We start from the raw sequence: 25,363 nt of genomic DNA, 5'->3' as shown, positions 1-25,363 counted from the left end.
GTCGTAGCCGTAGCGCAGGGTGCCCCAGCCCTGGTGTTCGGCGGTGAGGCGGTTTTGGCGGTCGTATTCGTAGGCCAGCGCCCAGTGGCCGTCCTCGACGCTAAGGAGGTTGCCCTGGCGGTCGTAGGCATAGTCGACAACGCTGGCATCGGGCAGGGTTTTTCGGACGAGGCGACCGGCGTGGTCGCGCTCGTAACGGGTGATTAGCTGACTGTTATCGTCGCCGTATTCGGTCTTCTCCAGCAGGTTGCCGTTGAGGTCGTAGACGTAGGCGGTGCGTTGGCCGTCGAAGCCGGTTTCCTGCTGGATCAGGCCGTTGGGGTGGTAGTCGAGTTGGTAGGTTTCGCCGGCTTCGTTTTCGATCTCGGTGAGCAATAGCCGAGCGTTGTCGTAGCGGTACTTGACCTGGGTGCCGTCGGCGTTGAGACGGCGGCTGATCAGGTGCAGGCCGTCGACGTATTCATAACGGGTGACGTGGCCGAGTTCGTCGCGTTCGGCGATGATTTTGCCGTAGGGGTTGTAGCTGAACTCCTTACAACCACCGCCTGGCTGGGTCAGTTTCAGCAAGCGTCCTGCGGCGTCCCACTGATACTGGATTAGTGCGCCATGCTCATCCTCACGGGCAACCTGTCGACCCAGATCGTCATAGCGATAACGCTTGATCCCACCATTGGGCAATTGCTCCTCAAGCAGTTGCCCGCGTTCGTTCCACACCAGTCGATGGCAACTGCTGTCGGGATACCAAACCCCAATTAATTGCCCATGTTTGTCATAGCTGTAGTCAGTAACCTCTCCATCGGGATCGGTCCTACGCGTAACATCGCCTTGTTCATTACGCTCATATTTCCAGACCGCCTGCCCACGCCTGACAACCCGTACAAAACCGTTGTCATGCTCGTAGGACGTTGGCTCATCATCCCCCGGAAACAGCGCCACCAAGCGTCCGGCATCGTCGTACTGATAGGCCGTCACCGCGCCCATCGGGTCTTGCTCGACGGTCAGTCGGCCTTTGTCATCGTAAGATTTGTAATGCTGAGCGCCGTCCGGATCGATGCGCTGCACCAAGCGCGCCCGGTCGTCATGGACATAGACTTCCTGGCTACCATCGGCGTTATGCACGGTGACGCGCCCGTCATCGCCCCAGGCATAACGCGTGTCCATCTGCGAAAAACTCGCCCAATGCCGCACACATCGCGCCGCCTTGCCAGTGCCTTCCCATTCCCAAAAGAAACTCGCCCCACCGGCCAGTTGGCGTTCCAGAATGACGTGCTGATCGTCGTACCGATAACGCTCGCTTTCCCCGACAGCATTGGTCGCGCAGACCAGTCGTCCGTGTTCGTCATAGGCGTAGGAAACAACGTTTTGCTCGGTCTCCCACACGTAGGGCTCTCGCCCTTTGGCGCGATGTACCTGATAGTCCACCGCAACGATGCGATCCAACTCATAACGCAACAGCAGCGAGCGACCCGCGCCGTTATCCAGCCGCTCAATCCGCCCTGAACGATCACGGAAAAGGCGCAGGCGGTTGTCATACGCATCGCTTATCGAGACCAGCACACCATCGCGGAAGTGAAAGAACCGCGAGGCCTGGGCCAGCACCAGTTCATCAGGAGCCGAACCCAAATAGATCGCCGCTTCGGCCAGGCTATTGGTGATCGCAGGTCGAGCGGCAGTCGGCAAGGGCAGGGTAGTCGAGCGGTTCTCATGGTCGGTCCACACCACCGAATCGCCCGACACCACCAGCCGATGAGCCAGCCCATGACTCCAGCCAAACCCCAACCCACACTCGACTTCCACCGCACTGGTGCGGTACAACCGCGTCCACTCAAACGGCAAGATCCCATCCAGCGCGCCGTCGGTAAGGGTCAGCAATTCCTCGCCGGTGACCATCGACACCGGGCAGCCGTTGGTAACGGTCTTGTCCGCTGGCGCCGCCGCATCGCCTTTAGGATTTGAAGCCACAGCCGGCACATCATCCACACGCTCTTTCTGCGTCAGCACCGCGTTCTGTCGCGCCCGCCAGCGCATCTGCACCGTGCCTTGCTTCAGCCCTCCCACCACCCCGCGAACCGCCACCGCTTTGTAGCGGTTCACCGCCTGCATGAACTTCGTGAGGATCGTCAGCACACCGGTCACGAAACCCACGGCTGACTGAAGCACCCGCGCACCGTACTTGACCAGGCGCATACTCAAATACGCTACGCCCGCTGCCGGCAGCGCGATGGTCAACACCACGCCAATCACCAGGTCAATCAGCAGCGATACCATAAAACCGGCGGCCGCTTGCGCAACTTCACTAGGTGGTAACGCCTCCAGCCAGATCATGGCGGTGCGCAGTAACAGGTACAGCGCCGCCTCATCACTGGCCAGCAACATCGCCTGTTCCATGACCTTGGGCGCATCGGTGGCGATTTGCGCCAACTTCGCCGCCTCGCTACCCAGTTGCTCGACGTACTTGAGCGGGTCTTCAAGAATCGCCTGCACCTGCTTGATGCTGTCCCACACCTCCGTGATCGCTGCCCAACTGCCGGCGAGCACGCCGTTGCCTATTGCGCTGGCCGGGGACTGCTGCCAATGCGGCTTGAAGCCTTGCCACTGCTCGCGCAGCCATTGCTCCAGATCCGCAGTCAGCCCGGCATAGGAAGCAAACAAGGCATCGACTTGCTGCGCTGAAACACCGCCCTGAACCCTTACCTGATAGCGCCCGCCGGCGGCGCATTCGTGGAAACCGTCGCCGTGCTCGTCGAGCAGGATGACCCTGGAGCTGCCGTCATCCAGCCCGATCACTTCAACCGGAATATTGCTGATCGGCACGTCGTACGCTGACTCGAACCTGCTCTGGATCTTCAGCACACCCCCTGCCGGACAGCGGGCCACGGTGGAAAAGTCCGCATCGCCAAGACCGACCGACTGCTGTGCATCCCCAACCCGCAACACCCGATCCATACCCAGCAACGAAGGCATGTCCGCTGCATGACTGACCGTATCCAGCGCACGCGAATACCAGGCGCCCATCTGCTGGCGGTACTCCACCAGGCTCTTATGGAAACCATCCAGTTCGTGTTCGATAAAGGTAATGTGGGCTGCTTGGGTCATACGCGGCGGCTCCCCACAGGGGGCGGCCAGGTAACCAAGTCTCTAACAGGAAAAACCATCTGCACTCCCTCGCACTGTTTGATCAGGCGAGGGACTTTGCAGCGGTGGAAAGCGGAGGGGAGTAGAGCTTATCCGGCAGTTACGTGGGACGTTTCAGCAACCTTGTCGCGCAGTACCAGGCTGCACAGCGCCGGCAGAAACAACAGCGTCAACACCGTGCCTACCAGCACACCGCCAATCAGCACATAAGCCAGCGACGACCAGAACACCGAGAGCGTCAACGGAATGAACGCCAGCGCCGCCGCCAGTGCGGTCAGGATCACTGGGCGGGCACGCCGCACGGTGGCTTCGATAATGGCCTCGCGAATCGCCATGCCGTGGTCCTGGTTCTGGCGGATCTGGTCGGTGAAGATCAGCGTATTGCGCATCAGAATGCCGCCGATGCCAATCAGGCCCAGGATCGCGTTGAAGCCGAACGGCTGGTTGAACAGCAACAAGGTCGGCACTGCACCAATCAGGCCCAAAGGCGCGGTAGCGAACACCATGAACATCACGCCGAATGAGCGCACCTGGAACATGATCACCGTGAGGGTCAGCAGGATCATGATCGGAAACAGCGCCGCCAGGGCCACGTTGGCCTTGGCGCTTTCCTCAACCGGGCCGCCGATGTCGATTTTGTAACCGCTGGGCAGCTTGGCGATCAGCGGTTGCAGGTCTTTGTACACCGCCATTTCCACATCGGGCGGTTGTACGCCATCGATGATGTCGGCGCGTACCTCCACGGTGGTGGCGCGGTCGCGGCGCTTGAGGATCGGTTCTTCCATCACCGCCTGAAAATGCCCGACCTGTGCCAGCGGCACCGACGTACCGGCGCTGTTGGTCAGCGTCATGTTGTTCAGGTTGGCCAGGTCTTCGCGTTGGCTGCCTTGGGCGCGGGCCACCACTGAGACGGTGCGGTTGCCTTCGCGAACTTCGGTGATCGGGTTGCCGCTGAGCAGGGCGTTGAGTTGGGACTTGACCTCGTCGGGGGTAAAACCCAGCAAGCGCAAGCGATCCTGGTCCAGCACCAGGCGATAACCGCTGGCACGCTCGCCCCATTCTAGGAAGGTGTCTCTGGTCAGCGTGTTGCCGGCCACGACCTGACGCACGTCTTCAGACAGCCCGCGCAGCACATTCAGGTCGGGCCCCGAGACGCGAAACACCACCGGGAACGGCACCGGCGGGCCGAAGACGAGCTGCGTGACCCGTACCCGCGCCGACGGAAATTCGCCTGCCGCAATGCGCTCGCGCATCCGCAGTTTCAGCGCGTCGCGGGCGTGGGAGTCCGGGGTTTGCACGATCAACTTGGCGAACGCCGGGTCTGGCATTTCAGGGTTCAACGACAGGAAAAACCGCGGTGCACCGCCGCCCACATAGGTGTCGACCATACTGGTCTGCGGTTCTTGCAACAGCGCCTTCTCCACCTGCGCCGCCACGGCTTCGGTGCTTTTGAGCGCGCTGCCGGGTGGCATATACACTTCCAGAATCAGCTCCGAGCGGTCGGAGTCCGGGAAGAACTGTTTCTTCACCACCGCCATACCCAGGCCGCATACCACGAACGCGGCCACCACCATGCCGGTCACCAGCCAGCGCCCGCGCACGCAGGCCTCCACTAGGCTGCGCAGTTTCTGGTAGTAGCGCCCGGCATAAATCGCATCATGCCCGCCGGGCACTGGCTTGATCTGCGGCAACAACTTCACGCCCAGGTAAGGCGTAAACACCACGGCCACCAGCCAGGATGAAATCAGGGCGAAATCCACGATCCAGAAGATATTGCCGGCGTACTCACCCGCCCCGGAGCGCGCAAACCCAACCGGCAGAAAACCGATGATGGTGACCAGGGTGCCGGTCAGCATCGGCGCCGCCGTAGAGCTCCAGGCATAGGTGGCCGCGTGGATGCGGTCAAAGCCTTCTTCGAGTTTGACCACCATCATCTCGATGGCAATGATCGCGTCGTCCACCAACAGGCCCAGGGAGATGATCAATGCGCCGAGGGTCACGCGATCGAATTCACGGCCGGTGACCAGCATGATCACGAACACGATCGACAGCGTAAGCGGCACGGCCGCCGCCACCACCAGCCCCACGCGAAAGCCCAGGGCCAATAGGCTGATCAGCATCACCACGGCCAGGGCCACGAAGAATTTGAGCATGAACTCGTTGACCGCCAGGCTGATGTTTTTCGCCTGGTCGGAGACTTTGGCGAAGTTCACGCCCAGCGGCAGGTCGGCCTGGATTCTGGCTTCCTGGGCCTGCAGGCTCTTGTCCAGTTCCAGGCCGTTCCAGTGCTTCTCCATGATCACGCCCAGCATCAACGCCGGGTCGCCCTGATGGCGGATGCGATAACTGGGCGGGTCTTCATAACCCCGGCTCACGGTGGCCACATCGGCGATGCGCAATACGCGGCCATTGACTTGCAGGGGCACGTTTTCGATCAGCGCGAGGCTGTCGAACGCGCCGTCGATGCGGATATAAGCGCGGGCGCCCGCCGTTTCGACGAAGCCTGCGGGCGCCACGGCATTTTGTGCGGCGAGGGCGGCGAAGATCTGTTCGGGCCTGATGCCCAGGGTCGCCAGGCGCTCATAGGAGAACTCGACAAACACGCGCTGGGCCTGCTCGCCAAGGATATTGACCTTTTTCACCCCTGGCAGGTTGAGCAAACCCTGGCGCAGCTCCTCGGCCATTTGCACTTGTTGGCGATGGGGCAGGTGTTCGGCTTCCAGGGCGTACAACGCAAAGTACACGTCGGAATATTCATCGTTGAAAAACGGCCCGATCACGCCCTTGGGCAGGCGCGTGGCTTCGTCGCTGAGTTTTTTGCGGGTCTGGTAGAACAGCTCCTGAATCTCGCTCGGGCGCGTGGACTCCAGGAAGGTCATGCGCATCGACACAAAGCCTGGCTGGGCGATGGTCTCGACGCGATCGTAGTAGTCCAGTTCCTGCAGGCGCTTTTCCAGGCGGTCGGCTACTTGCTCCTGCATCTCCTGGGCGGTGGCGCCGGGCCAGGCGGCGGTGATGGTCATGACCTTGACGGTAAACGAAGGGTCTTCTGCGCGCCCCAGCTTGCCGAACGCGAAGACCCCGGCAACGAGGATCGCAATCAGCAAGAACAAGGTGACGGCGCGGTGCTTGACGGCCAATTCGGAGAGGTTGATCCCGCGCATACTCATTGATCCTGCTTACGGTTGAGGGCCAGCGCCTGGGCGGGCAGCAAGCGCACCGTGTCGCCGCTGTGCAACAGGTGAGCGCCGAGGGCGACGATGGTTTGGCCGGGTGTTACGCCGCTGTCGAGCAAGGCGTCTTCCTGGCCGAGGCTGGCGACCTTCACCGGGGCAAAGCTGATCTTTTGATCATCGCCAATCAGCCATACGCCCGTGCCTTGCCCCGCATCCTGCAAGGCGCCAATCGGCACGCGGGTTTGCAGGGGCTGGCCGTTGCCTTGCAGGCGCACGGTGATGGTGGAGCCGAGGGCGAAACGCTCGACCGAACCCTGCAGCACGTAACGTGCGCGGTAGGTGCGGGTGACCGGGTCGGCGCTGGCGGACAGTTCGCGCAGGGTGGCGGTCACGGCCTGGTCGGCTGCGCCAAAGGGAAACGCCAGGGCTTTTTGCGCAGCCAGGTCACGCCGGTTCTCCGGCAGGTTGACGATGGCTTCGCGGGCGCCGTCATGGGCCAGGCGCGCCACGGTTTGCCCTTCGGCCACCACTTGGCCGCGATCGGCCAGCACGTCGGTGATGATGCCGTCGCCATCGGCCTTGAGTACCGAATAAGTGCGACGGTTTTCGATCTGGCTGGCATCCGATTGCGCCGCGGCCAGTTCGGCCTGGGCGACGCGCAGGTTGGTGGCCGACTGGTCGAAGATCTGCCGCGACACCGCGCCGGTGCTGGCCAGGCGCTGGTAACGGTTTTCATCGTCACGGCGCTGGCGCAGTTGGGCCTGGGCGGCGTTGACGCGGTTCTTGGCCGAGCGCAGCGCCAGTTCGAAGTCGCCGATGTCCAGCACCAACAGGGTGTCACCACGGGAGACGTGCTGGCCGGGGTCGACCTTGCGCTCGATCACCTTGCCGCTGACCCGAAAGCCCAGGTCGCTTTCAGTGCGTGCCGCCACCACGCCGGTATAGGCGCTTTGCTGGGTGCCGGCTGCTTCGACTGTGGCGGCCAGCACCGGGCGCGATGTGGGCGCCTGGGCGGCGCTGTCGGCCTTGCTGTTACAACCACTGAGGACCACCAGCAGAGCCAGTGGCGTGAGAAGGCGCAGGGGGAGAGGGGGCATGACGAACTCCAGGGTGACCATAGGGCAAAAAATTATGGACATAATTTTTCGCTCATATTATTGTCGAAATATAAATTAATCCAGCCCCCGGATACTCCCCATGGCAAACGCCCCGGCACCCTCACGCAGCTTGCTGTTCTTGCTGGTTGCCCTCACCGCATTGGGTGAAGTCTCGACGCAACTGATCATCCCCGGCCTGGGTGCCATCGAGCACGCGCTGCAGGCGCCGCAAGGCTCGGCACTGATGGCGCTGTCGGCATTCGTTGCTGCGTTTGGCCTGGGGCAGCTACTGTTCGGGCCGCTGTCGGATCGCATCGGCCGGCGGCCAGTCTTGATCGGGGGCCTGACGCTCTACGTAGTGGCGACGCTGGCGATGCTGCTGGTCACCGACATCCAGCAGTTTATCGCCGCTCGGGTGTTGCAAGGCCTGGGCGCGTGCGCCGCGCTGGTACTAGCGCGCACCGTGGTGCGCGATGTGTGGAAAGCCGAGGCAGGCCCGGCCCTGGCGCTGACGATGATCGGCATGTTGTATGCCATCGTCGTTGCGCCGATAGCAGGGGGCTTGCTGATCAAATTACTGGGGTGGCGTGCGCCCATCGCCCTGGCGTTGGTGATCGGCAGCCTGGTGTTATTGCTGGCGCTGCTGTTCTTTCGCGAGAGCAATCATCACCTCGACCCCAGGGCCGCACACTGGCGCACCCTCGGCGGGCAGTATCTGGATCTGCTCAAGGGGCGCCAGTATCGTGCTTACGCGGTGGCCCTGGCGTGTACCTATGGCGCGATGTTTGCGGTGATCGCGGGTTCATCGGCGGTGTTTATCAATCTGCTGGGGTTCAGCAGCCTTGAATACGGGCTCAACTTCGGGCTGATTGTGTCGATGCTGATCGTCGGCTCCACCTACACCCGGCGTAACATTCAGCGCCTGGGGCCGCAGCGCATTGTGGCGATGGGTGTGACGATGGTGGCGGTGGGCGGGGTGGCAGCCCTGGCGATTTACCTGGTGTTCGGGTTGTCGGTAGTGGGGCTGGATATTCCCATCGCCCTGGTCACGCTCGGCGGCGGCCTGGTGCTGCCGGGATCCGTTACCGGGGCCGTGATGCCCAATGCGCACCGTGCGGGTTTAGCCGCCGGGCTCATGGGATTTGCACAGATGTTCGGCGCCACGTGCAGCGGGTTGCTGCTGAGCCAGTTACGCGATGGCAGTGCCGCGCCGATGATCGTTATCCAGGCCGGGTTTGCACTGTCGGCACTGGTTGCCTTTCAACTGCTGCGCCAACGCCAGGTTAAAACGCTGTCCTATATATAGAACGATCAGGGCCATTTTTACCGGCTAGTGCTCAAGGGTGAGGCGATTTAAGGTGTACTCACTTTGGAGGTACACCATGAAAAAGCTGATTGGTATCTACACCAGCCCCCGCGCCCACTGGGTCGGTGATGGCTTTCCGGTACGCACGCTGTTTTCCTACGACACCATGGGCAAGCACATCAGCCCATTCCTGTTGCTGGATCACGCAGGTCCAGCCGAATTCACCCCGACTGAACAACGTCGCGGCGTCGGCCAGCACCCGCATCGCGGTTTTGAAACCGTGACCATCGTCTACAACGGCGAAGTCGAGCACCGCGATTCTACCGGTGCCGGCGGCAAAATCGGCCCGGGCGATGTGCAATGGATGACCGCAGCCAAAGGGATCCTGCACGAAGAGTTTCACTCCCAAGACTTCGCCCGTAGTGGCGGCGCACTGGAGATGGTGCAACTGTGGGTCAACCTGCCGGCCAAGGACAAAATGGCGGATGCCGGTTACCAGACCATCGTCGATGGCGACATTCCAGTGCTGCCATTGGCAAACGACGCCGGCCACCTGCGCCTGATCGCCGGGAAATTTGCCGGTACTCAAGGCCCGGCCCGCACCTTCACGCCGATAGACGTATGGGACTTGCGCCTCAACGCCGGTAAAGCGGTCACGCTGGACCTGCACGCCGGGCGTAACACCGCCTTGGTGGTGCTCAGCGGCACGTTGTTGATCAATGGCGAAGAAGTCGCACGCCAGGGGCAATTGGCCCTGTTCGAGCGCGACGGTAAGCAACTGACCCTGGAGTCCAACGACGACGCCAAGGTGCTGCTGCTCAGCGGCGAACCCATCGACGAGCCCATCGTCGGGCACGGTCCGTTCGTGATGAACACCGAGCAGGAGATTCACCAGGCATTTGCCGACTTCCAGTCGGGCAAATTCGGGCAGATGCACGCCTGACGGTTCACCGCAACCTCCTGTGGGAGCTGGCTTGCCTGCGATAGCATCACCCTGGTGTAGCTGATACACCGCGGTGTTTGCATCGCAGGCAAGCCAGCTCCTACATTTTGTTTCCAGGTTTCTGATTTCATGCGATCTTCTCGGCATTCGCCCTGGAGTCGCCTGGATGCCCTCATTTATCGCTGATCACCCGATGCTGTGCGCCGTGGCGTTGATCCTGATCGACATCGCCGTGTGGCGCCTTATTTCCCCCAACCTGGCCAACTGGAAACTCGCAGCGCGGCTGGTGATTTTCGCGGTGTTCAGTGCCGTGTTGTTCAACGACGGCATGAACCCCATGCAAGCGGCGCCCTATGCCGATGACACCACCTTGCATCTGGCCGCCACGGCGCTGCAGATCGGCTGGTGGTTGTTCGCCGCGCGCACCCTCACGGTATTGCTCGGCGCGGTGATGATGCAGCGGGTCGGCCATACCGGGCGTTTGTTGCAGGACCTGATGGGCGCAGTGATTTTCCTCATTGCGATCATCGCCGCCATGGCCTACGTGCTCGACCTGCCGGTCAAGGGCGTGCTGGCCACCTCCGGCGCCGTGGCGATCATCGTCGGCCTGGCCTTGCAAAGCACCCTGAGCGATGTGTTTTCCGGGATCGTCCTCAATACCACCAAGCCTTACCAGATCGATGACTGGATCTCCATCGACGGCACCGAAGGCCGTGTCACCGATATCGACTGGCGCGCCACGCGCCTGCAAACCTCTCAGGGCAGCCTGGCGGTGATCCCCAACTCCCTGGCGGCCAAGGCCAAGATCATCAACTTCTCGCGTCCGGCGGACATGTTCGGCCTGGCGGTCAGCCTGCAAGTCAGCCCCCATGCGCGCCCGCAAACCGTGATCGAAGCGCTGGAGCGTGCGATGCAGGGCTGCCGGCCGTTGCTGGCCCAGCCGGCGCCCAGCGTCGCGTTCAAAGCGTCCACCGGCAGTGGCGTGGAATATGAAATCAGCGGCTTTGTGCCGGCCATGGGCCTCAAGCGCGAAACCCGCAACCAGCTTTACGACCTGGCCTACCGGCATTTGCAGGCGGCGGGCGTGGGGCTGTTGTCCGCCACCGAAGGCAGCACGCCGCCTGCGGTGTCTGGCGCCCGCGCCTTGCTGGAGCGCTCGTCGATCTTCTCGACCTTGCGCCAGGAAGAAAAAGACACCTTCAGCCAGAACATGACCCTGCACACCTACCGCGCTGGTGAGATGATCCTGGCGGCGGGGGAGGTCAGCGATCACCTGTTCATCATCGAGTCCGGCGTGGTCTCGGTGCTGTTGATCAAGGACGGGCACAAGTTCGAGGCTGGGCGCATGGGCCCTGGTGAGGTGATCGGTGAGTCCGGCATCCTCTCCGACCAGGCGGCGCTGGCGGATTTTTCGGCCAAGACCTACTGCACGCTCTACCGCATTGAAAATGAATACCTCAAGCCGTGCCTGGACGCACGGCATGATATCGGCGAAGCCATGAAGGCGCTCCTGGATTTCCGCCGCCATGCCGCCCAGGCCCTGACCGAAGACGCGCCCGTGGTACCGGTCAAGAAGGGCTTCATCCAGTGGCTGAGGAACCGCGGCCTGTAGATTGGTCACCTGTTCTTCGCCCGGATTGGCTATTTCTCCAGAACGCTGCGCTGACTACTCTGCGCACCTATCCCAACGTTCTGGAGATTCACCATGCAAACCCGTACCGATTTCTACACCGCTTCCCCAGACGCCATGAAAGCCATGCTCGCCCTGGAAGCGGCGGTCGGCAAACTTTCCATCGAACTGCCACTGCTGGAACTGGTGCGCCTGCGCGTTTCGCAGATCAACGGCTGCGCGTTCTGCCTGGACATGCACACCGCCGATGCACGCAAGGGCGGCGAAACCGAGCGGCGCCTGTACACCCTGTCGGCCTGGCGTGAAACCCCGTTCTTCACGCCGCGCGAGCGTGCTGCCCTGGCCTGGGCCGAAAGCCTGACCCTGCTCAGCCACACCCACGCCCCCGACGAAGACTTCAACGCCTTGGCTGCGCAGTTCAGCCCACAGGAGCAAGTCGACCTGAGCGTCGCCATCGCCACCATCAACAGCTGGAACCGCCTGGCGGTGGGCTTTCGCAAGATGCCCAAGTAACGATCAGAGAGTTGCTGCTTTTTGTGGCGAGGGAGCTTGCTCCCGCTCGACAGCGAAGCTGGAGCCGGATTTTTAGGGGCGCTTCGCACCCCAGCGGGAGCAAGCTCCCTCGCCACAGAGTCGCAGGTTCAGAAATTTACTGAAGCACTCAGGCGCGCCGTCAGCGGTGCGCCCTGGAACAGGTAGTCATCGCCCATATACTCGCCCGCGTCGCGCCAGTAGCGCTTGTCGAACAGGTTATCGACGCTCAGGCGAAACACGGTCTCGTAGCCATCGACCTTGGTGGTGTAGCGGCTACCGACGTTGACCACCGCGTAGTCGCCCACTTCCACGTTGCCGGTGCGATTGGCAGACTTCTTGGCGCTGTATTGCACGCCGCCCAATACCGCCAGGCCGTTGACCCAGGGCAGGGCGTAGTCGGCGTACACGCTGGCGCGCAGCTTGGGCACGTTGATCGCCTGGTGGCCTTCGTATTCCGGCGTGCCGCTACCGCTCACCCGCGCTCGGATCGCGGCCACGCTGGTGGTGATCTGCAGACGGTCGGTGGCCCAGCCGTTGGCGGACAGTTCAATGCCGGTGTTTTTTTGCTGGCCCTGCTGCACGTAGTTGAACGTGCCACCTTCGGGCTTGGCGTACTGGTAAGCCTGGCGCGTCTGGAATACAGCGGCGGCGAAGCTGATACGGCGCCAGTCGTATTTCACCCCGGCTTCGATCTGGCGCGAGACGGTGGGGGCGAGTGTTTCATCGGCATTGTTTGCAAACCACGGCGCGGTGCCGCCCAGGGACAGGCCCTTGCTGTAGCTGGTGTACAGCGAAACGTTGTCCACTGGCTTGTAGATCAACGAGGCCTGGGGCAGGAACACGTACTGTTGGGTGTGGCGTGTCTGGTTGCCAGTGACGCTGTCGAAGGCTTTTTCGTCCAGGCGCACTTCACGGCCGCCGAGGATGGTTTGCCAGTGCTCGTTGAAGCGGATGCGGTCGGTGACGAACAGCCCGTACTGGCGGCTGTCGAGGTTGCGGTGGCTGTCGTTCAACGGCTTGTCGGTCGGGGGAAAGCTCGGCACCTCTTCGTTGATATTGGCGGTGCCGATGAATTCGTTGACCGACTTGCGTTTGTCGATCACTCGGCGAAACGCGCTGCTGCCAAAGGTCAGTTCATGGCCGATGCCGGCAGTGTCGAAGAGGCCGGTCATGGCCGCCTGGATTTCGTCGTCGCGGCGAGTGTCGTCCGGGCTGCGGTAGTCGTAGACGTCGTAATTGCCTTCGGGGCTGAAGTAGTTCGGCACGCTGGCGGCACTGCAACTGGCCGAACCATAGCAACCCCAGGCAAACGAGCTGTAGTCATCAATCACCACCTTGCTACGCGCCGCGCTGACACTGCCTTTCCACTGATCGCTGAAACGGTACTCGAACTTGCCGTTGAGGTTCAGCGAATCAATCCCGACCTGCTTGCCGCCCGTCTGGTGCCCCAACAGCTTCTTCGGTGAAGCACCGTGGGGCACTTCGGTGCCCCCCAGCAGTTGATACCCCGGTACCGAACGCTGTTGCTTGTTCTGGTATTCGGCGTCCAGTTGCAGCACGGCGTCGGGGCTGATGTTCCAGTCAAAGGCCAGGGACACGAAATCGCGCTGGCCGTTGGCGTGTTCCACATAGGCATTGAGGTCTTCATGGGCGACGTTGACGCGCAGGCCGAACTGCTGCTCGCTGCCAAACCAGCCGCCGACATCGGTGGCGATATAACCGCTGCCGCGATCATCGGTGGACACCGTCACCGAGCGCACATCCTGGGGGCGTTTGGTCACGTAGTTGATCACCCCGCTGGGCTCGGAAATGCCGCTCTGCAAACCCGCCAGGCCCTTGAGCACTTCCACCTGCTGCTTGTTTTCCAGCGCGACGTTCTGCTCGCCGGTGATGGTGCGCCCGTTGATCTTGTAGCTGCTGGCTGCATTCAGCGAGAAGCCGCGCACCACGAAGTTTTCGTAATAGCCGATGGGCGCGTAACTGTCGCCAACCGAGGCATCGTTGCGCAGCACTTCACTGAGCAAGCGTGCCTGCTGGTCCTTGATCAGCGCGGCGTTGATCACGGTGATCGAGGCGGGGGTGTCCAACAGCGGCGCTTCATCAAAGCCGCCCACCGACGCGGTTTCACTGCGGTAGCCCGACTCATCCTGGCCCTGGACCTTTACCGTCGGCAACTCGATCTCGGCGGCCAGGCTGCTGCCGATGCCGCCACTGAGCAACAGGCCGAGGGCGAAACGTGAAGTGACGACGGGGCGAAAACGCAAAACCATGGGGCAAGGCCTTAAAGCGCTGGGCGGGGGGGCGCCTAAGCTAGGCATAAGCGCGGCCTTTTACAAGCTTTCGCGCAAGGTTCATGCGGCGAGACAACCCGTCTCAGCTCCGATGCCGATCCTGTTACGGCTCGACAGCCAGGCGCCGACTTGCGATAGACAAGGCTCCCCTCATCGTTTCAGGAGATTGTCATGGGTATCGCAGGTAAAGTCGCGCTGGTCACCGGCGCCGGGCAGGGCATAGGCCGGGCTATTGCCATGCGCCTTGCACAGGACGGCGCCGATGTCGCGTTGGTGGACATTGACGGCGCCAAGCTCAACGCCGTGGCCGCCGAAATCGTCGCCACCGGCCGCAAAGCCTCTGTGTTCATCGCTGATGTATCCAGACGCGAACAGGTGACGGCTGCGGTAGAGCATGCCCACCAGACGCTGGGCGGATTCGACATCATCGTCAATAACGCCGGAGTGGCGCAGATCGACTCATTGCTCTATGTCAGCCCGCAGCAGGTCGAGCGCACCCTGGATATCAACGTCAAGGGCGTGCTTTGGGGGATCCAGGCGGCCGCCAACAAATTCAAGGCACTCAAGCACAAGGGCAAAATCATCAATGCTTGTTCAATCGCAGGGCATGAAGGCTTTGCGTTGTTAGGGGTCTACTCGGCGAGCAAATTCGCGGTGCGCGCCTTGACCCAGGCGGCGGCCAAGGAACTGGCGAGCGCGGGGATCACGGTAAACGCCTATTGCCCCGGTGTGGTGGGCACCGATATGTGGGTTGAGATCGACAAGCGCATGGCCGAGATTACCGGGGCGCAGGTGGGGGCAACCTACAAGCAGTACGTGGATGGGATTGCCTTGGGCCGTGCGCAAACGCCGGAGGATGTGGCGGGGTTTGTGGCATTTCTGGCAGGCCCGGACGCAGACTATATGACCGGGCAGGCGCCGTTGATCGACGGTGGCCTGGTCTACCGCTGACAGCGTGGTCGACTCGCCTGCGTGGGAGTCGATCCCTTGTATCAGTGGGTTTTGCCGGGCATATCAATACCCAGCTGGTTCACGCGTCGGTACAGGGTTGCCCTTGAAATCCCCAGGGCCTGTGCCGCAGGTGAGGGTTTCCAGCGATGGCGAATCAACGCATCCAGAACCATTTGACGCTCGGGGCTGGCGCTCTGTTCGGCCAGCCCTTGAGGCTGCTCGCCCCGGATATCAATCGGCAAATCCGCCACTTGCAGCGTAGTCCCTTCGCACACCGCACAGGCGTACGCCAGCACATGCCGCAGTTGCCGCACATTGCCCGGCCACGCATAACCCAGCAGCAATTGCAGTGCGGCCTGGCCGATGCCCAACGACACGCCACTGTTACGCGCCTCTTGCTCCAACAGCCGATTGATCAGGGCCAGCTTATCGGTGCGTTCGCGCAACGGTGGCAGGCAGAAACGCGCACAACCCAGGCGAAAGTACAGGTCTTCACGGAATCGGCCCGCGCTGACCAGCGCCGCCAAATCGCGGTGGCTGGCGCAGATCACCTGAATGTTCACCACGCGGGTTTTCGCTGCGCCCAACGGCGCGACTTCACCCTCGGCCAGCACCCTCAGCAACCGTGTCTGCAACGCCAGCGGCATATCGCCGATTTCGTCGAGGAACAACGTACCGCCGTCGGCTTTCAGTAGCAGCCCGCTCATGCCTTTGCTGGACGCTCCGGTGAAGGCGCCGGGCGAATAGCCGAACAGCTCGCTTTCAATCAGGCTTTCGGGAATCGCCGCGCAGTTCACCGCCACAAACGGCCCGTCCCGGCGCGTGCTGTGCTCATGCAACTGGCGGGCGAAGACTTCTTTGCCGACGCCGGTTTCACCTTGCACCAGCACGGGCAGGTTGCGGTCCTTGACCCGCGCAGCCAAGCGCAGGTGCTCCTGGATCCGCGGGTCGACTTGAGTCTCTGGCAGCGCCCGAACCGAGGGGCGTCGGGGTGCATTGACCCTCACGTGTACCGCGTCGGGCTTGCCCAGCCAGTGCAACTGCCGGGTTGACTGATCAGTGGCTGCACGCAATGCATCCACATCGAACACTTCGCCGATATGCTCAGGCAGTTGGCCAAAGCGCAAGCGCAGGGCTTGACGCGCCTTGCTGTTCAAGGCGTGCAGACGTCCGTCCTGGTCCCAGGCCAGCAGCAGGTCGGGTTGGCTGTCGACAAAGCCTGGAGTGCTATGGGCTTGTAATACCCAGTGCTGCCGGGCGCTGTGCATGAAAAAAGCGTTTTCGATGGCCTGGGCGCTCTGCGCCACCATCTGCCGTATCAGGTGCTGGCTGCCGCGGTCATCCGGCGACTTGAGCGCCGAGACATCCAGCACACCCAACAGGTGGCCCTGCGGGTCGAAGATGGGCGCAGCCGAACACGTCAGGCCGATAAACGCTGCGCGAAAGTGATCACGCTTGTGCACCGTCACCGCTGTTTTACTGGTCAGCACCGTGGCCACGCCGCAGGTGCCTTCCTCGGCTTCCGACCAGCAGGTGCCCAGGTAAAGGCCGGCCTTGCGGCAGTCGGTGCGAATGCTCGCATCGACACGGTGATCGATGGTCTGGCCCTGGGCGTCGGTGAGCATCACGCAGTAGTCGGCATGGCGCACGCGATGGTGCAACTGTGCGACTTCTTCGCCGGCGATGCGCATGAACAGCTCGGCGCGCTCGCGGCATTCCTTGAGCAAGGGTTCGCTGAGGATACGTGGACCTTGCAGGGAGCCGGGGTCCAGGCGGTGTTGCTCCATGGACCGCCGCCACGAATCGAAGATCAGCGACGGCACGGGCGCCTGGGGCAGGCGCTCGGCATTGCGGACCACGCGACTGACACAGTCGACATGCTCCCTGGAGTTCATGGCGAGCATAAAGCCTCCGGTTCTCAAGCTTTGTTGTTATGCGCGTCATTAAGCGCGCATGTGCGCCGACGGACAAGGGCACCCTGACCAACGCCTGCATTGAGACGCTGCGTCTCATGCCGCTGAGACTCAAGGGTCGAACTGCGTGGTTGCGTCTCACATTTAGTCGACCACTTGCCTGGGCATCGCTGTGTGGCACGGCTCTGGATCAAGGCTTTGCCAGGTTTTCTCGACGGTTGGCACAAGCTGTGCTGAACAGCTTGGCACTGGCCGCAGCCAGTTTTTTGTGCGTCGAGACAACCTGGAGAACAACAAGATGTCCACCCACCTGTGCACCGATCAGTTACTGCATGCCTACACCGTGATGCGCACCATCCGCGATTTCGAAGAACGCCTGCATGTGGAGTTCGCCACCGGCGAGATCCCCGGTTTCGTTCACCTGTATGCCGGTCAGGAAGCCTGCGCCGCTGGCGTCATGGCGCACCTCAATGACGATGATTGCATCGCGTCCAACCACCGCGGCCACGGACACTGCATCGCCAAGGGCGTCGACGTGTTCGGCATGATGGCCGAAATCTATGGCAAGAAAACCGGCGTGTGCGGCGGCAAGGGCGGCTCCATGCACATCGCCGACCAAGAGAAAGGCATGCTCGGCGCCAACGGCATTGTCGGTGCCGGCGCACCGTTGGCCGCGGGGGCGGCGCTGGCTGCCAAGCTCAAGGGGTGCCAGGGCGTGGCAGTGGCATTTTTTGGCGACGGTGGCTCCAACGAAGGTGCCGTGTTCGAAGCGATGAACCTGGCGTCGATCATGCAGCTGCCGTGTCTGTTTGTCGCCGAAAACAACGGTTATGCCGAGGCCACTGGCGCCGGTTGGTCGGTGGCATGCAAAGACATCGCCGAGCGCGCCGCCGGGTTTGGTATGCCGGGTGTGATCGTCGACGGCAATGATTTTTTCGCTGTGCATGAAGCGCTCGGCGTTGCTGTGGAGCGGGCGCGCCAAGGCGACGGGCCGACACTGGTCGAGGTCAAGCTGAGCCGTTTCTACGGGCATTTCGAGGGCGATGCGCAAACCTATCGCGGTGCTGACGAAGTGAAAAACCTGCGCGAAAGCGCCGATTGCCTGGCCTTGTTCCGTCAGCGCTGCCATGCCGAAGGCTGGCTGGACGCAGCGCAGTTCGAGCGCATCGACGGTGAAGTGGCGCAGTTGATCGAAGACGCCGTGCGCCTGGCCAAAACCGATCCCAAGCCCCAGGCCGCCGACCTGCTAAGCGACGTTTACGTGGCCTACCGCTGATACCAACCCTATAAAAACAAGACGTGGAGAGAATCTAATGGCTCGTAAAATCAGCTATCAGCAGGCGATCAATGAGGCCTTGGCTCAAGAGATGGGCCGTGACCAGAGCGTATTCATCATCGGTCAGGATGTGGCCGGTGGCACCGGTTCCCCCGGTGAGCAGGACGCATGGGGCGGCGTGCTCGGCGTGACCAAGGGCTTGCACCCGCAATTTCCCGGGCGCGTGCTGGATGCACCGTTGTCTGAGGTCGGCTACGTGGGCATGGCGGTGGGCGCCGCTACCCGTGGCATGCGCCCAGTATGCGAATTGATGTTCGTCGACTTCATCGGCTGCTGCCTGGACCAGTTGCTCAACCAGGCTGCCAAGTTCCGCTATATGTTCGGTGGCAAAACCACTACACCGCTGGTGATCCGTGCCATGTACGGCGCCGGTTTGCGGGCGGCTGCCCAGCATTCGCAAATGCTCACCTCCATGTGGACGCATATCCCCGGCCTCAAGGTGGTATGCCCGGCCACGCCCTACGACGCCAAGGGCATGTTGATCCAGGCAATCCGCGACAATGACCCGGTGATTTTCCTGGAGCACAAAATGCTCTACGGCATGCAGGGCGACGTACCGCAAGAGCTGTACACGGTCCCGTTTGGCGAAGCCAACTTTGTGCGTGAGGGCAAGGATGTGACGCTGGTGACCTACGGCCGCATGCTGCATATCGCCCTGGAGGCTGCGGCCAACCTGGCGCGTCAAGGCATTGATTGTGAAGTGCTGGACCTGCGCACCACCAGCCCGCTGGATGAAGACAGCATCCTTGAAAGCGTCGAGAAAACCGGGCGCCTGGTGGTGATCGACGAATCCAACCCGCGCTGCTCGGTCGCCACCGACATCAGTGCCCTGGTGGCCCAGCGGGGGTTCGCTTTCCTGCGCGCTCCCATCGAGATGGTCACCGCGCCGCACACCCCGGTGCCGTTTTCCGATGCTCTGGAAGACCTGTACATCCCCAACGCCGCGAAGATCGAGGCCGCCGTGATGAAGATCGCCGACAAGAGGACTTCCGCATGATTCATACCCTGACCATGCCCAAATGGGGCCTGTCGATGACCGAGGGCCGCATCGATGTCTGGCTCAAACAACCCGGCGACCGAGTGGAAAAGGGCGAGGAAGTGCTGGACGTGGAGACCGACAAGATCTCCAGCAGTGTCGAGGCGCCTTTTAGCGGCGTGCTGCGTCGGGTACTGGCGCTCAGTGATGAAACCCTGCCGGTGGGCGCTCTACTGGGAATTGTGGTGGAGGGCGAGGCGACAGAGGCTCAGATCGATAGCGTGATCGAAAGCTTCAACGCCGGGTTCGTCTCCAGTGCCGCCGAAGCCGAAGAGGCCGGCCCCAGCGCACAAAAAGTCGAGGTAGGCGGGCGCTTGCTGCGTTATCTGGACATGGGCGAGGGCGGCACGCCGCTGGTGTTGGTGCACGGCTTCGGGGGCGATCTGAACAACTGGCTGTTCAATCAACCGGCCCTGGCCGCCGAACGCCGGGTGATTGCCCTGGACCTGCCGGGGCACGGGGAGTCGGGCAAGTCTCTGCAAACGGGAGACGCTGCCGAACTCAGTCACGCCGTACTGGCATTGCTCGACCACCTGACGCTCGACCGTGTGCATTTGGCCGGCCACTCCATGGGTGGGCTGGTGACCCTCACCGTCGCCAGCCTGGCGCCTGCACGTATCGCCTCCATCACCTTGATCGCCAGCGCCGGTCTGGGTGCCGATATCAACGGCGATTACCTGCGAGGTTTTGTCGAAGCCAACAACCGTAACGCGCTCAAGCCGCCATTGACTCAACTGTTCAGTAACCCTGCGCTGGTGACGCGGCAGATGCTGGAGGACATGCTCAAATTCAAGCGCCTGGAAGGGGTGGATCAAGCGTTGCGCCAGCTCGATCACAGGCTGTTCGATGGCGGGCGGCAGATGCTGGATCTTCGCAGCGAGGTGGGCCGCCAGCCGAGCCTGGTGATCTGGGGCAGTGACGACGCGATCATCCCGGCAAGTCACGCCCAAGGGCTGCAGGCTCAGGTGCATGTATTGCCGGGGCAGGGGCATATGGTGCAGCTGGAGGCGGCGGAGCAGGTCAATCAACTGATCTCCACTTTTTTGAACGCGCAGCCCTGATTGAGGTTTAAGGGAGGGACGGTTTGGCCTGTCCCTCCCACAAGGTCAAGCGTGTTTTTTCAGCTGGAGCGTTTCAGGGTTTCGCTGGGCAGCTCCTGAAAAAGCGCCCGGTAGCTGTTTGAAAACCGCCCCAAATGCCAGAACGACCAATTCATCGCGACCTCGGCGACCGTGGTGTCGGTCGTGCTCAGCAACTCACGCCGCGCCCCGTTCAACCGACGCAACCTTAACCACTGCGCCGGGCTCATCCCCGTGTAGGTCTTGAACCCTTGCTGCAATTGGCGCAACGGCACACCCGCAATCTGCGCCAGTTCCAACAGGTTGGCGGTTTCATCCGGTGCATCCGCCGCCCATTCGCCGATGCGCGCCATCAATTGGCGTTCTTCATTGCGCTTTTGCAATGAACTGCCGTCCAGGCACACGCAGGCGTTATCGAGGATAAACAGGCAGTCGTCGAGCAGTTGCTGGGTGAGGGCATCGCGGCTGATGGGGTCGGTCAGTGCCGACAGGCGCGTAAGGGTGCCGCTCAGCCAGCGAGTGAACAGCGCATTTTGCCGACAGGTCAGCGGTGCCATGAACAAACCTTCGAGTTTGGCTATATCCAGGCCCTGGCGCTGGACGAACTGCGGGCCGAACACCACTGCCACTTCGCGGTAGTTTACCGGGGTGATCCAGGTGTTGCGGCTTTCGCCATTGAGCAGGTACAGCGCGTTGTCACTGGCGTCGAAACAAAACGCCAGGGCGCCGGCAGGTGCGTTGAAATGCTGCTCCACCCGGGTGTTCATGCACTCTTCGTACACCTGCACCCCGTGCAGGTCGAGGTAGCGCACCCGCCCGGCAAAATGCCCGGGGGACATCTGCTGGTACTGCTGCACCCAGCCGGGTGTCGCACTGCATTGGGCGGCCACATCGCCGGTGGCGAAGGCCTGTACGCGCAAAGCGGTTGCCTGTGTCATGGTGATCCGTGCGCACTCTATTGGTGCGTTGTGCCGCGTGCAAAGTGGATAGATGCCGTTTCAAGGCTGGGCCAAGATAGACCTCAATGCGCTGGGAGTACAAGCCGGCGTCGCATCCCACCCAAGACGAGGTCCTTATGAACGCCCCCTTCGATCAGCTGTCCACCTGGCTGAAAGAACACAAGATTACCGAAGTCGAATGCGTGATCAGTGACTTGACTGGCATCGCACGCGGCAAGATCGCACCCACCAACAAGTTCCTGCATGAGCGAGGCATGCGCCTGCCGGAAAGTGTGTTGCTGCAAACGGTAACCGGGGACTTTGTCGACGACGATATCTACTACGACCTGCTGGACCCGGCCGATATCGACATGATCTGCCGCCCGGTCGCCAACGCCACTTACGTGGTGCCGTGGGCCATCGAACCCACCGCCATCGTGATCCACGACACCTTCGACAAACAGGGCAACCCCATCGAACTGTCGCCGCGCAATGTGTTGAAGAAAGTCCTGCAGCTCTACACCGACCAAGGCTGGCAGCCGATTGTCGCGCCGGAAATGGAGTTCTACCTGACCCAGCGCTGCGAAGATCCGGACCTGCCGTTGAAAACTCCCATCGGCCGCTCGGGCCGTGCCGAAACCGGGCGCCAGTCGTTTTCCATTGATGCCGCCAACGAATTCGACCCGCTGTTCGAAGATGTCTATGACTGGTGCGAAGCTCAGGGCCTGGACCTGGATACGCTGATCCACGAAGACGGCCCCGCGCAGATGGAAATCAACTTCCGTCATGGCGACGCCCTGGACCTGGCCGACCAGATCACGGTGTTCAAGCGCACCTTGCGCGAGGCCGCCCTCAAGCACAACGTGGCCGCCACCTTCATGGCCAAGCCGGTGGCCGACGAACCCGGCAGTGCCATGCACCTGCACCAGAGCGTGGTGGAGATTGCCACCGGCAAACCGGTGTTCGTCGATGCCGACGGCAACATGAGCCCGTTGTTCCTGCATCACATCGGCGGCCTGCAGAAGTACATCCCCAAGCTGTTGCCGATGTTCGCGCCCAATGTGAACTCGTTCCGCCGCTTCCTGCCCGATACCTCGGCGCCGGTCAACGTCGAATGGGGCGAAGAGAACCGCACCGTCGGCTTGCGCGTGCCCACTTCCAGCCCGGAGGCGATGCGCGTGGAAAACCGCCTGCCGGGCGCCGATGCCAATCCTTACCTGGCGATTGCTGCCAGCTTGTTGTGTGGCTACCTGGGCATGATCGAGCACATCGAACCCAGTGCCCCGGTGGAAGGCCGCGCCTATGAACGCCGCAACCTGCGCCTGCCGTTCACCCTCGAAGATGCGCTGGCGCGCATGGAGGATTGCGACACGGTCAAGCAGTACCTGGGGGAGAAGTTCGTGCGCGGCTATGTCGCGGTCAAGCGTGCCGAGCATGAGAATTTCAAGCGGGTGATCAGTTCGTGGGAGCGTGAGTTCCTGCTGTTGAGCGTCTGAAAACAAGCATAAGAGGGGTGACGATATGCGTCTTGTGAACAAGCTTCTTCCACTGGCCCTGGTCGCGGCGTTCAGCAGTGCCGGCCAGGCGGCGCCGACGGTAAGTGTCTACAACTGGACCGATTACATTGGCGAGACCACCTTGGCGGACTTCCAGGCCAAGACCGGCATCAAGGTGATCTACGATGTGTTCGACTCCAACGAAACCCTGGAGGGCAAGTTGCTGGCCGGGCGCACAGGGTATGACGTGGTGGTGCCGTCCAACCATTTCCTGGCACGCCAGGTGAAGGCCGGTGCGTTCCTCAAGCTTGACCGTGCGCAGTTGCCCAACTTCAAGAACCTGGACCCCAAGCTGCTCAAGTTACTGGAACAGAACGACCCCGGTAATGCGCACTCGGTGCCATACCTGTGGGGCACCAATGGCATTGGCTACAACGTCGACAAGGTCAAACAAGTGCTGGGTATCGACCGCATCGATTCGTGGGCGGTGCTGTTTGAACCGGAAAATATCAAGAAGTTGCACGAGTGCGGCGCGGCCTTCCTCGATTCAGCGGATGAGCTGTTCCCGGCGATCCTCAACTACATGGGCAAGGACCCACGCAGCGAGAATGCCGAGGACTACAAGCAGGCCGAAGCCAAGCTGCTGACGCTGCGGCCGTACATCACCTATTTCCACTCTTCCAAGTACATCTCGGACCTGGCCAACGGCAATATCTGCGTGGCCTTCGGTTATTCCGGCGATGTGTTCCAGGCCGCCAACCGCGCCAAGGAAGCCAAGAACGGGGTGAACATTGCGTACTCGATCCCCAAGGAAGGCTCCAACCTGTGGTTCGACCTGTTGGCGATTCCGGCCGATGCGAGCAACCCTAAAGAAGCCCATGCGTTCATCAACGACCTGCTTGAGCCTGAGGTGATTGCCAAGGTCAGCACCTCGGTGGGCTATGCCAACGCCAACCCGGCCGCCAAGCCGTTCATGCCTGCGGAGCTGGTGAACAATCCTGAGGTGTACCCGCCCCAGGACGTACTCGACAAACTCTATATCTCCACCACGCCTACGCCGGCGACCATGCGCGTGATGACCCGCGCCTGGAGCAAAGTGAAGTCCAACCGATGATGCAGCCCAATGAACACGCCCCGTCCTATTACCGCGCTTCGGCGAATGCCATGGCGCAGCGGCCCGCACTTGAGGCAGACCTGAGCGCCGATGTGTGTGTGATCGGCGGCGGCTTTACCGGGGTCAACACCGCCATCGAACTGGCCCAGCGCGGGCTCTCGGTGGTGCTGCTGGAAGCGCGCTGCATCGGTTGGGGCGCAAGCGGGCGCAACGGTGGGCAATTGATCCGTGGCATTGGCCATGATGTCTCCGGGTTCGCCAAATACGTGGGCGAGGAGGGCGTGCGCTATATGGAGCGGGCCGGTATCGACTCGGTCGCCCTGGTGGGCCAGCGCATTGCCGAGCACGGCATCGACTGTGACCTGCGCTGGGGGTTTTGCGAACTCGCCAATACTCCGGCGCAGTTCGCGGCGTTCAAGGGCGAACAGGCGCACCTGGCGGCCGTGGGGTATGCCCACGAAACGCGGCTGGTCGGCCCACAAGACATGGCACAGGTGGTGGGCTCTGCTATGTATGCCGGCGGCCTGGTCGACATGGGTTCCGGACATCTGCACCCGCTCAACCTGATATTGGGTGAAGCGCAGGCGGCCGAAGCCCTCGGGGTGCGTATCTTTGAGCACAGCCCGGTGCTGGAGCTGATCCATGGCGAAACGGTGCGGGTGCGCTGCACAGGCGGAAGCGTGCGCGCAGCCAACCTGGTGCTGGCATGCAATGCCCATCTTGAAGAGCTGGAGCCGCGCTTGAGCGGCAAGGTACTGCCGGCGGGCAGCTACATCATCGCCACCGAGCCTCTGCCTGAGCCCGTGGCCCAGCAGTTGATCCCACAGAACCTGGCGCTGTGCGACCAGAAAGTCGGCCTGGATTACTACCGGCTGACCGCCGACCGGCGCCTGTTGTTCGGTGGCGCCTGCCACTACTCGGGGCGCGACCCCCAGGACATCGCCGCGTACATGCGCCCGAAAATGCTCAAGGTGTTCCCGCAGTTGGCCAACACGGCTATTGAATTCCAGTGGGGCGGCAAGATCGGCATTACCGCCAACCGTTTTCCCCAGGTCGGGCGCCTCAAGCAGTACCCCAACGTGTTCTATGCCCAAGGCTATTCCGGTCACGGCTTGAACGTGACGCACTGGTGCGCACGGTTGCTGGCCGAAGGGATACACGCGGGTGCAAGCCAGGGCCTGGATATTTTCAGCCAGGTGCCGCACATGACCTTTCCCGGTGGCAAGGCGCTGCGCTCGCCGCTGCTGGCGTTGGGGATGTTGTGGTATCGGTTGCGCGAAGCACTCTGATTGATCGTTCCCACGCTCTGCGTGGGAACGCCGCCGCGGACGCTCCGCGTCCCGCCGTTTAGTGACGCGGAGCGTCATGGGATGCATTCCCACGCGGAG

Annotated in this window: 17 protein-coding genes; 11 read left to right on the top strand and 6 right to left on the bottom strand. The window is 62.0% G+C overall.

Features of this window, described 5'->3' with window-relative positions:
* The 3 genes from AC1RAC_RS05020 to AC1RAC_RS05010 form a co-directional block, all read right to left on the bottom strand.
* A partial coding sequence (locus AC1RAC_RS05020; protein ID WP_492616319.1) for a DUF6531 domain-containing protein occupies nucleotides 1–3,096 on the bottom strand: 3,096 nt, incomplete at its 3' end.
* Nucleotides 3,097–3,224: 128 nt separating this feature from the next.
* Nucleotides 3,225–6,299: an efflux RND transporter permease subunit gene (locus tag AC1RAC_RS05015; protein WP_492616318.1), complete on the bottom strand. Its 3,075-nt coding sequence runs from the start codon at nucleotides 6,297–6,299 to the stop codon at nucleotides 3,225–3,227.
* A gap of 2 nt (nucleotides 6,300–6,301) precedes the next feature.
* Complete coding sequence (locus AC1RAC_RS05010; RefSeq protein WP_198791726.1) at nucleotides 6,302–7,408, bottom strand: efflux RND transporter periplasmic adaptor subunit; 1,107 nt, start codon at nucleotides 7,406–7,408, stop codon at nucleotides 6,302–6,304.
* A 100-nt stretch (nucleotides 7,409–7,508) separates the two neighbouring features.
* Here AC1RAC_RS05010 and AC1RAC_RS05005 point away from each other — a divergent pair, with 100 nt between their 5' ends.
* From AC1RAC_RS05005 to AC1RAC_RS04990, 4 genes are all read left to right on the top strand, one after another.
* Nucleotides 7,509–8,714, top strand: coding sequence for a multidrug effflux MFS transporter (locus AC1RAC_RS05005; RefSeq protein ID WP_492616317.1), 1,206 nt, complete (start codon nucleotides 7,509–7,511; stop codon nucleotides 8,712–8,714).
* A gap of 76 nt (nucleotides 8,715–8,790) precedes the next feature.
* Nucleotides 8,791–9,657, top strand: coding sequence for a pirin family protein (locus AC1RAC_RS05000; protein ID WP_032903535.1), 867 nt, complete (start codon nucleotides 8,791–8,793; stop codon nucleotides 9,655–9,657).
* Between the two features lie 166 nt (nucleotides 9,658–9,823).
* Nucleotides 9,824–11,269, top strand: coding sequence for a mechanosensitive ion channel family protein (locus tag AC1RAC_RS04995; protein ID WP_034125785.1), 1,446 nt, complete (start codon nucleotides 9,824–9,826; stop codon nucleotides 11,267–11,269).
* 93 nt (nucleotides 11,270–11,362) lie between these two features.
* Complete coding sequence (locus AC1RAC_RS04990) at nucleotides 11,363–11,800, top strand: carboxymuconolactone decarboxylase family protein (RefSeq protein WP_054896576.1); 438 nt, start codon at nucleotides 11,363–11,365, stop codon at nucleotides 11,798–11,800.
* Between the two features lie 128 nt (nucleotides 11,801–11,928).
* Here AC1RAC_RS04990 and AC1RAC_RS04985 read toward each other — a convergent pair whose 3' ends face one another.
* A complete protein-coding gene (locus AC1RAC_RS04985) occupies nucleotides 11,929–14,091 on the bottom strand; it encodes a TonB-dependent siderophore receptor (RefSeq protein ID WP_492616316.1) in 2,163 nt (720 codons plus the stop codon).
* A 192-nt stretch (nucleotides 14,092–14,283) separates the two neighbouring features.
* On the opposite strand from AC1RAC_RS04985, the gene AC1RAC_RS04980 reads away from it, so the two are divergent.
* Nucleotides 14,284–15,063, top strand: a complete 780-nt coding sequence (locus AC1RAC_RS04980) for an acetoin reductase (protein ID WP_492616315.1) — start codon at nucleotides 14,284–14,286, stop codon at nucleotides 15,061–15,063.
* A gap of 41 nt (nucleotides 15,064–15,104) precedes the next feature.
* Here AC1RAC_RS04980 and AC1RAC_RS04975 read toward each other — a convergent pair whose 3' ends face one another.
* On the bottom strand, nucleotides 15,105–16,967 hold the full coding sequence (locus tag AC1RAC_RS04975; RefSeq protein ID WP_492616314.1) for a sigma-54-dependent Fis family transcriptional regulator: 1,863 nt from the start codon (nucleotides 16,965–16,967) through the stop codon (nucleotides 15,105–15,107).
* Between the two features lie 307 nt (nucleotides 16,968–17,274).
* On the opposite strand from AC1RAC_RS04975, the gene AC1RAC_RS04970 reads away from it, so the two are divergent.
* The 3 genes from AC1RAC_RS04970 to AC1RAC_RS04960 are packed head-to-tail and all read left to right on the top strand — an operon-like array spanning nucleotide 17,275 to nucleotide 20,409.
* Entirely contained in the window at nucleotides 17,275–18,252 is a 978-nt protein-coding gene (locus tag AC1RAC_RS04970; protein ID WP_492616313.1) for a thiamine pyrophosphate-dependent dehydrogenase E1 component subunit alpha, read from the top strand.
* Nucleotides 18,253–18,289: 37 nt separating this feature from the next.
* Nucleotides 18,290–19,309 carry an alpha-ketoacid dehydrogenase subunit beta gene (locus AC1RAC_RS04965; protein ID WP_054896571.1) on the top strand — a complete coding sequence of 340 codons (1,020 nt, stop codon included), beginning with the start codon at nucleotides 18,290–18,292 and terminating at the stop codon, nucleotides 19,307–19,309.
* Nucleotides 19,306–20,409 (top strand): acetoin dehydrogenase dihydrolipoyllysine-residue acetyltransferase subunit, encoded by a 1,104-nt coding sequence (locus tag AC1RAC_RS04960; protein WP_072447702.1) that lies wholly within the window; start codon nucleotides 19,306–19,308, stop codon nucleotides 20,407–20,409. Before AC1RAC_RS04965 ends, AC1RAC_RS04960 begins: the two co-directional genes overlap by 4 nt.
* A 59-nt stretch (nucleotides 20,410–20,468) precedes the next feature.
* Here the strand turns inward: AC1RAC_RS04960 and AC1RAC_RS04955 are convergent, their stop codons facing one another.
* Entirely contained in the window at nucleotides 20,469–21,365 is an 897-nt protein-coding gene (locus AC1RAC_RS04955) for a helix-turn-helix domain-containing protein (RefSeq protein WP_057977162.1), read from the bottom strand.
* A 137-nt stretch (nucleotides 21,366–21,502) separates the two neighbouring features.
* On the opposite strand from AC1RAC_RS04955, the gene AC1RAC_RS04950 reads away from it, so the two are divergent.
* Genes AC1RAC_RS04950 through AC1RAC_RS04940 form a run of 3 tightly spaced genes read left to right on the top strand, consistent with a single transcriptional unit; the run spans nucleotide 21,503 to nucleotide 25,264 of the window.
* Nucleotides 21,503–22,861: a glutamine synthetase family protein gene (locus tag AC1RAC_RS04950; RefSeq protein WP_014718136.1), complete on the top strand. Its 1,359-nt coding sequence runs from the start codon at nucleotides 21,503–21,505 to the stop codon at nucleotides 22,859–22,861.
* A 25-nt stretch (nucleotides 22,862–22,886) separates the two neighbouring features.
* Entirely contained in the window at nucleotides 22,887–23,975 is a 1,089-nt protein-coding gene (locus AC1RAC_RS04945; protein ID WP_492616312.1) for a polyamine ABC transporter substrate-binding protein, read from the top strand.
* Nucleotides 23,972–25,264: an NAD(P)/FAD-dependent oxidoreductase gene (locus AC1RAC_RS04940; protein WP_034125775.1), complete on the top strand. Its 1,293-nt coding sequence runs from the start codon at nucleotides 23,972–23,974 to the stop codon at nucleotides 25,262–25,264. The genes AC1RAC_RS04945 and AC1RAC_RS04940 overlap by 4 nt, the downstream gene beginning before the upstream one ends.
* The last annotated feature ends 99 nt before the right edge of the window (nucleotides 25,265–25,363 follow it).

The sequence above is a fragment of the Pseudomonas sp. GW823-FHT02F05 genome (assembly GCF_058797315.1).
Note: the sequence above shows the minus strand (reverse complement) of the source record. Positions and strands in the feature narration are given on the sequence as shown.

Coding starts and splice junctions, on each gene's coding strand:
- AC1RAC_RS05015 (WP_492616318.1), bottom strand. CDS start 6,299: ATGCGCGGGATCAACCTCTCCGAATTGGCCGTCAAGCACCGCGCCGTC.
- AC1RAC_RS05010 (WP_198791726.1), bottom strand. CDS start 7,408: ATGCCCCCTCTCCCCCTGCGCCTTCTCACGCCACTGGCTCTGCTGGTG.
- AC1RAC_RS05005 (WP_492616317.1), top strand. CDS start 7,509: ATGGCAAACGCCCCGGCACCCTCACGCAGCTTGCTGTTCTTGCTGGTT.
- AC1RAC_RS05000 (WP_032903535.1), top strand. CDS start 8,791: ATGAAAAAGCTGATTGGTATCTACACCAGCCCCCGCGCCCACTGGGTC.
- AC1RAC_RS04995 (WP_034125785.1), top strand. CDS start 9,824: ATGCCCTCATTTATCGCTGATCACCCGATGCTGTGCGCCGTGGCGTTG.
- AC1RAC_RS04990 (WP_054896576.1), top strand. CDS start 11,363: ATGCAAACCCGTACCGATTTCTACACCGCTTCCCCAGACGCCATGAAA.
- AC1RAC_RS04985 (WP_492616316.1), bottom strand. CDS start 14,091: ATGGTTTTGCGTTTTCGCCCCGTCGTCACTTCACGTTTCGCCCTCGGC.
- AC1RAC_RS04980 (WP_492616315.1), top strand. CDS start 14,284: ATGGGTATCGCAGGTAAAGTCGCGCTGGTCACCGGCGCCGGGCAGGGC.
- AC1RAC_RS04975 (WP_492616314.1), bottom strand. CDS start 16,967: ATGCTCGCCATGAACTCCAGGGAGCATGTCGACTGTGTCAGTCGCGTG.
- AC1RAC_RS04970 (WP_492616313.1), top strand. CDS start 17,275: ATGTCCACCCACCTGTGCACCGATCAGTTACTGCATGCCTACACCGTG.
- AC1RAC_RS04965 (WP_054896571.1), top strand. CDS start 18,290: ATGGCTCGTAAAATCAGCTATCAGCAGGCGATCAATGAGGCCTTGGCT.
- AC1RAC_RS04960 (WP_072447702.1), top strand. CDS start 19,306: ATGATTCATACCCTGACCATGCCCAAATGGGGCCTGTCGATGACCGAG.
- AC1RAC_RS04955 (WP_057977162.1), bottom strand. CDS start 21,365: ATGACACAGGCAACCGCTTTGCGCGTACAGGCCTTCGCCACCGGCGAT.
- AC1RAC_RS04950 (WP_014718136.1), top strand. CDS start 21,503: ATGAACGCCCCCTTCGATCAGCTGTCCACCTGGCTGAAAGAACACAAG.
- AC1RAC_RS04945 (WP_492616312.1), top strand. CDS start 22,887: ATGCGTCTTGTGAACAAGCTTCTTCCACTGGCCCTGGTCGCGGCGTTC.
- AC1RAC_RS04940 (WP_034125775.1), top strand. CDS start 23,972: ATGATGCAGCCCAATGAACACGCCCCGTCCTATTACCGCGCTTCGGCG.